This is a genomic window from Tunicatimonas sp. (assembly GCF_049647865.1).
In the GTDB taxonomy this organism is placed as follows: domain Bacteria; phylum Bacteroidota; class Bacteroidia; order Cytophagales; family Cyclobacteriaceae; genus Tunicatimonas.
On sequence record NZ_JBARYM010000304.1, the window covers coordinates 1 to 5,112 of the forward strand.

Here is a 5,112-nt window from a genome sequence, read left to right on the forward strand (position 1 = left end):
TGTCTTGGCTACGTCTACCGCACTTTTATCGCGGGTGCCCGAACCAATCAAAATAGCGATTAGCTCAGCATCCGAGAGAGCGGCTCGTCCCTTGAGCAGTAGTTTCTCGCGGGGGCGATCTTCTTCAGCCCAACTTAAAATGCCTCGTTCTCGTAAATGAATTTCTTTCATAGTGAGACGAAGAAAATAAAAAAGCCTTACGCTTGCTAAGCATAAGGCTGGTCTATATGATGTATGTACTTTTTTACGACAATTGGTTCACGTGCTTGGCTAAATGCGATTTTTGGTGGGCTGCCTTATTCTTGTGAATGATATTTTTCTTAGCCAACTTATCAATCATTCCCGCTACTTCCTTATACAACTTTTCTGCTTCTGACTTATCAGTACTCTCTTGAAGCCGCTTCATATAGGTACGAGTAGTTTTCAGCTGGTAACGGTTGCGAAGCCTTCGAGCTTCACTGGAACGAATGCGCTTAAGTGCCGATTGGTGATTTGCCATAATTATTTAAATGTATCTACTTCTGTTCGCTGGTGAAAACAGAAAAATTTTTGCTTTAGTTTAAAAGGACTGCAAATTTAGAAATTTTTCTAAAAAATGCCAATCCTGAGGGAATGATTAGTGATTAATTGCTTTGCACCCATCTATCATTGGTCACAACTCTCCGTATTTATTCTATCGTAATCTCAGAATGCACTTCGTAATCATCGTATTCATACTCCTCAATCTTCACTGAGTAGCCTTTCGTAATTCGGTACTTTCCGGGCTCGTAGCGGTAGCCCACCGTTAGTAGATGTATATCAAAGTCAATAGATGAACCCTTCTTAGAGATATACCCTAAATCGTCAAAAAATCTATCGTCCGGAATCACCTTCCATTCTCCCTTCTCTAACTTCTCAATTGTATAATGTTCACCGGTCATTACCTCTTCATACTTATTATTGGTAATAATTAAGGTAATAGGTTGATCAAGTTCTGAGAGTTTAATCGTGTTCCGATCAACTTTCATAAAAACAGTATCTTCCAGAGTGTCCGCCTTATCTTGATGACTCTGGTTGTTAACTAATGCTGAATCAACATTTGGCGAAGTTTTCTGTGAGTTCTTCGCTAACTGCTTTTCTGGGTTCTGATTGCAAGAGCCTATTGAGCAGGCAAGTACCAAAGATAGCTTTATATAAAGTCGTAGCATGTCAGTATTTTAAGATGATAGTAAGTCTATTTTGACTAATGTTCCATCATTCTCAAGAATCTTCTTATCTATTGTTAACGTTCAATATCTACTTTCTAGTCTTCGTTTTCAATTTCTGGTCTTCGTATTTTATTGTACCTTGCGTAGCTAAGCCTGACCGTATTATGGATTATTTAGACAGTTTGAACGAGCCGCAACGTGAGGCGGTTATCAATACCGAAGGACCCAGTCTCATTATTGCGGGAGCCGGTTCGGGAAAAACTCGAGTACTTACTTACCGCATTGCCTATCTAATACAAAAGAAAGAAGTAGATCCTTTCAGTATTCTAGCCCTAACGTTTACGAATAAAGCCGCCAAAGAAATGCGCGATCGCATTGAGCGGGTGGTGGGTACCGAAGCTCGTAATCTTTGGATGGGCACCTTTCACTCGGTATTTGCCCGAATTTTACGAGCCGAAGCCAGCAGGCTGGGCTACCACAACAACTTCACTATTTATGATACCGACGACTCTAAAACGCTTATTAAAAATATTCTTAAGGAGATAGGACTAGATGATAAAGTATACAAACCCAATGTAGTATTTAACCGAATTTCTAGTGCTAAAAATCGCTTGGTTTCCTGGCGGGCCTATCAGGATAATCCAGCTATTCGGGCGGAAGACGAAGCGGCCGCAAAACCGCAGATGGCGAAACTCTACCGGCTGTACGTGGAGCGTTGCTTTAAGTCGGATGCGATGGACTTTGACGATTTGCTCTTCAATACCAACGTGCTGTTTCGCGAACACTTGGATGTACTGAATAAATATCAACAACGATTCCGCTACGTACTGGTCGATGAGTTTCAAGATACGAACGTTTCTCAGTATTTAATTACCAAGAAGTTAGCCGCCGTTCGTCGCAATATTTCAGTGGTGGGAGATGATGCTCAGAGTATCTATGCGTTCCGGGGAGCCGATATTCAGAATATTCTCAATTTTCAGAAAGACTTTTCCGAAGCCCAGGTATTTAAGTTGGAGCAAAACTACCGCTCTACCCAAAATATTATCAACGCGGCTAACTCGGTGATTGCTCGCAATAAAGCCCAGCTCAAAAAGCACATCTGGACAGCTAACGACACTGGTGAGTTGGTAGAGGTAATTAAAGCTACCTCCGATCAGGAAGAAGGAAGGCTCGTAGCCTATTCTATCTTCGAGACAAAGAATAACGAGAATGCCCGCTACCGCGATTTTGTGATTCTGTACCGTACCAACAGCCAGTCAAGGGCGATGGAGGAAGCGCTGCGTAAGCGCAATATCAAGTACAAAGTAGTTGGAGGCCTTTCGTTCTACCAGCGCAAAGAAATCAAAGATCTGATTGCCTATATGCGCTACTCTATCAACTCTAACGATGAGCAGGCGTTCCGACGCATTGTAAACCTACCCAAACGCGGCATCGGATCTACTTCGATTGATAAAATAATCGTAACGGCCTACGAAAACGGTTATAACATCTGGGATGTTCTGGATAAGTCTAATGAATTTTTCTCCGGACGGCTGGGCAATGCGCTAAGCCAATTTACCGATATGATTAAGGGGTTTCGGTTAGAAGTAAGCCGGAAAGATGCGTTTGATGCGGCCTCGCATATTGCCAAAGGTTCAGGGCTGCTACGAGAGTTGTACGAAGATAAGACGGTGGAAGGATTAAGCCGTTACGAAAACGTACAAGAACTGCTAAACGCGATTAAAGAGTTCGTGGACGATCCTGAAGTAGAAGACAAAAGTTTAAACGCTTTTTTGCAGGAAGTGGCTTTACTTACCTCCTCTGATCAGGATAAAGACGATGACCCGGATAAAGTTACGCTGATGACCATTCACATGGCGAAGGGGCTGGAATTTCCTTACGTATACGCGGTAGGAATGGAAGAAGACTTGTTTCCCTCGCAGATGATGCTGGCCAGTCGGCAAGATTTGGAAGAAGAGCGGCGGCTGTTCTACGTGGCCATCACCCGTTCCATGAAGAAGTTGACACTATCGTATGCACTGACTCGCTACCGCTTTGGCCGCCTAAAAAACTGTGAACCGAGCCGTTTTCTGGAAGAGATTGATCCGGCTTATATGATGGTTAATAAAGAGCTTGGTTCTCGATCTCCGGTGGGTGATACTAAGCACGCCCGCGTACTGCTTAATAGTATTCAGCGTGATCGGCAACGAACGTCTACCCAACAAAGAAGTAGTTATAAGGCTTCGCCTGACTTTACTCCTAGTGATACCAGTCAGCTCACATCGGGCATGAAAGTAGAGCATCCTAAGTTTGGATTTGGACGAGTTGATGCTATTGATCATCAGGGGGCCAATAGGAAGGCTAAAGTTATTTTTGACGATTTTGGTGAAAAGACATTATTACTTAGTTTTGCTAAACTGAAAATTCACGAGGAGTAGATAGGATATCATTCAGCAATTTTTACACAAAAATCCGTTTTCTTCGTTATCTTAGCAGCGCACATCCAACCGAATAATTGCTGTAGCATCGGTAACTTATTATTTATAAACAGATTGATATTGTCATTTCTATAGAATTGCTCAACGATCTGCACTATAACATTCTTAACTTTAAACCTTATCCTAAACCTGAGTTTGCGTAACTCACAATACGTAAAATGCTGATCGTGAAAGTTTCATTAACTTTTAACTGTCCATTTTTAATTTTCAATTACTTTTTATGTTAGAATACAATTCCAGTCGGACCGATATTATTTTGAAAGAATACGGCCGCAATGTCCAGAAGCTCGCCAACTACCTATCTACTATAGAAGAAGGAGAAGAGCGAAAGCGCTATGCCTACACGCTGATTGAATTAATGCGTCAGTTAAACCCTAGCGTGAAAGAAAACAACGAAACTACGCAGAAACTGTGGGATGACTTGTTTATCATGACCAACTTTACCTTAGATGTAGAAGCGCCCTACCCCCCACCCGAAGTTGATATTCTTACTAAAAAACCTGACCGAGTTCCTTACAGCACTGAGCCGGTTCGCTACCGCCACTACGGAAAAAACCTGGAGAGGCTTATTCAGCAGGCTGGAGAATTGGAAGATGCCGAGGAAAAGCGAGCGGCAACTATCTACCTAGGCAAACTAATGAAAACATTCTACGGTACTTGGAACCGAGAAAATATAGACGACGAAATTATCCTTCGCGATATGAAGAAAATGTCGCGCGGTAAATTAGAGATTTCGGAAGAAGAAGTGAAAGAGAAAGGCTTGTTTGAAGTAAATCAGCCTAAGAGTCGGAATCATAATAACAACAATAATAATAAAGGCCGACGAAATAACCATCGGAGAAAACGATAAAACCACATGGCATTTTTTAAAATTGAAGGCGGACATTCCCTGAAAGGCGAAATTATTCCGCAAGGCGCAAAGAACGAATCTTTACAGATATTGTGCGCGGTACTGCTTACCCCCGAGTCGGTTACCATCCACAAAGTACCCAATATTCGCGACGTTAATAAGCTGATCGAGCTACTCACCTCAATGGGAGTAGAAGTAGAAAAGCTAGGCGAAGAATCATACCGCTTTACGGCGAAAAATGTAGATATTAACTATTTAAATACCCCTGAGTATAAGCAGCAAGCGGCCTCGCTGCGGGGTTCAATTATGGTAATGGGCCCCCTACTCGCTCGGTTTGGCGAAGCTTCACTACCTAAACCAGGGGGTGATAAAATTGGTCGTCGCCGACTAGATACCCACTTCTTAGGCTTTGAAAAACTGGGTGCCAAATTTAATTACGATACTCAGGATAGTTATTATACTATTGATGCCTCTAATCTAAAAGGCACCTACATGCTACTAGATGAGGCCAGCGTAACCGGAACCGCTAATATAGTGATGGCAGCAAGCATGGCCGAAGGGGAAACGATTATCTATAATGCAGCATGCGAACCGTACT

At 42.5% G+C, this 5,112-nt stretch carries 6 protein-coding genes; 3 read left to right on the forward strand and 3 right to left on the reverse strand.

The window, feature by feature from the left end; all coding sequences use genetic code 11:
- From WBA23_RS09305 to WBA23_RS09315, 3 genes are all read right to left on the reverse strand, one after another.
- Positions 1 to 171 (reverse strand): UPF0758 domain-containing protein (locus WBA23_RS09305; RefSeq protein ID WP_424582008.1); only part of this gene is annotated, 171 nt, incomplete at its 3' end.
- A gap of 73 nt (positions 172 to 244) precedes the next feature.
- Positions 245 to 499 carry a 30S ribosomal protein S20 gene (gene rpsT / locus WBA23_RS09310; RefSeq protein WP_424582003.1) on the reverse strand — a complete coding sequence of 85 codons (255 nt, stop codon included), beginning with the start codon at positions 497 to 499 and terminating at the stop codon, positions 245 to 247.
- Positions 500 to 668: 169 nt separating this feature from the next.
- Positions 669 to 1,187: an immunoglobulin-like domain-containing protein gene (locus WBA23_RS09315; RefSeq protein WP_424582004.1), complete on the reverse strand. Its 519-nt coding sequence runs from the start codon at positions 1,185 to 1,187 to the stop codon at positions 669 to 671.
- A gap of 164 nt (positions 1,188 to 1,351) precedes the next feature.
- On the opposite strand from WBA23_RS09315, the gene WBA23_RS09320 reads away from it, so the two are divergent.
- The 3 genes from WBA23_RS09320 to WBA23_RS09330 form a co-directional block, all read left to right on the forward strand.
- Complete coding sequence (locus tag WBA23_RS09320) at positions 1,352 to 3,604, forward strand: ATP-dependent helicase (RefSeq protein ID WP_424582005.1); 2,253 nt, start codon at positions 1,352 to 1,354, stop codon at positions 3,602 to 3,604.
- Positions 3,605 to 3,884: 280 nt separating this feature from the next.
- Positions 3,885 to 4,514, forward strand: a complete 630-nt coding sequence (locus tag WBA23_RS09325; protein WP_424582006.1) for a DUF4290 domain-containing protein — start codon at positions 3,885 to 3,887, stop codon at positions 4,512 to 4,514.
- Positions 4,515 to 4,520: 6 nt separating this feature from the next.
- Positions 4,521 to 5,112 (forward strand): UDP-N-acetylglucosamine 1-carboxyvinyltransferase (locus WBA23_RS09330; protein WP_424582007.1); only part of this gene is annotated, 592 nt, incomplete at its 3' end.

Bases quoted from the DNA above. Each gene is read 5' to 3' on its own strand.
- rpsT (WP_424582003.1), bottom strand. From the start codon at position 499: ATGGCAAATCACCAATCGGCACTTAAGCGCATTCGTTCCAGTGAAGCT.
- WBA23_RS09315 (WP_424582004.1), bottom strand. From the start codon at position 1,187: ATGCTACGACTTTATATAAAGCTATCTTTGGTACTTGCCTGCTCAATA.
- WBA23_RS09320 (WP_424582005.1), top strand. From the start codon at position 1,352: ATGGATTATTTAGACAGTTTGAACGAGCCGCAACGTGAGGCGGTTATC.
- WBA23_RS09325 (WP_424582006.1), top strand. From the start codon at position 3,885: ATGTTAGAATACAATTCCAGTCGGACCGATATTATTTTGAAAGAATAC.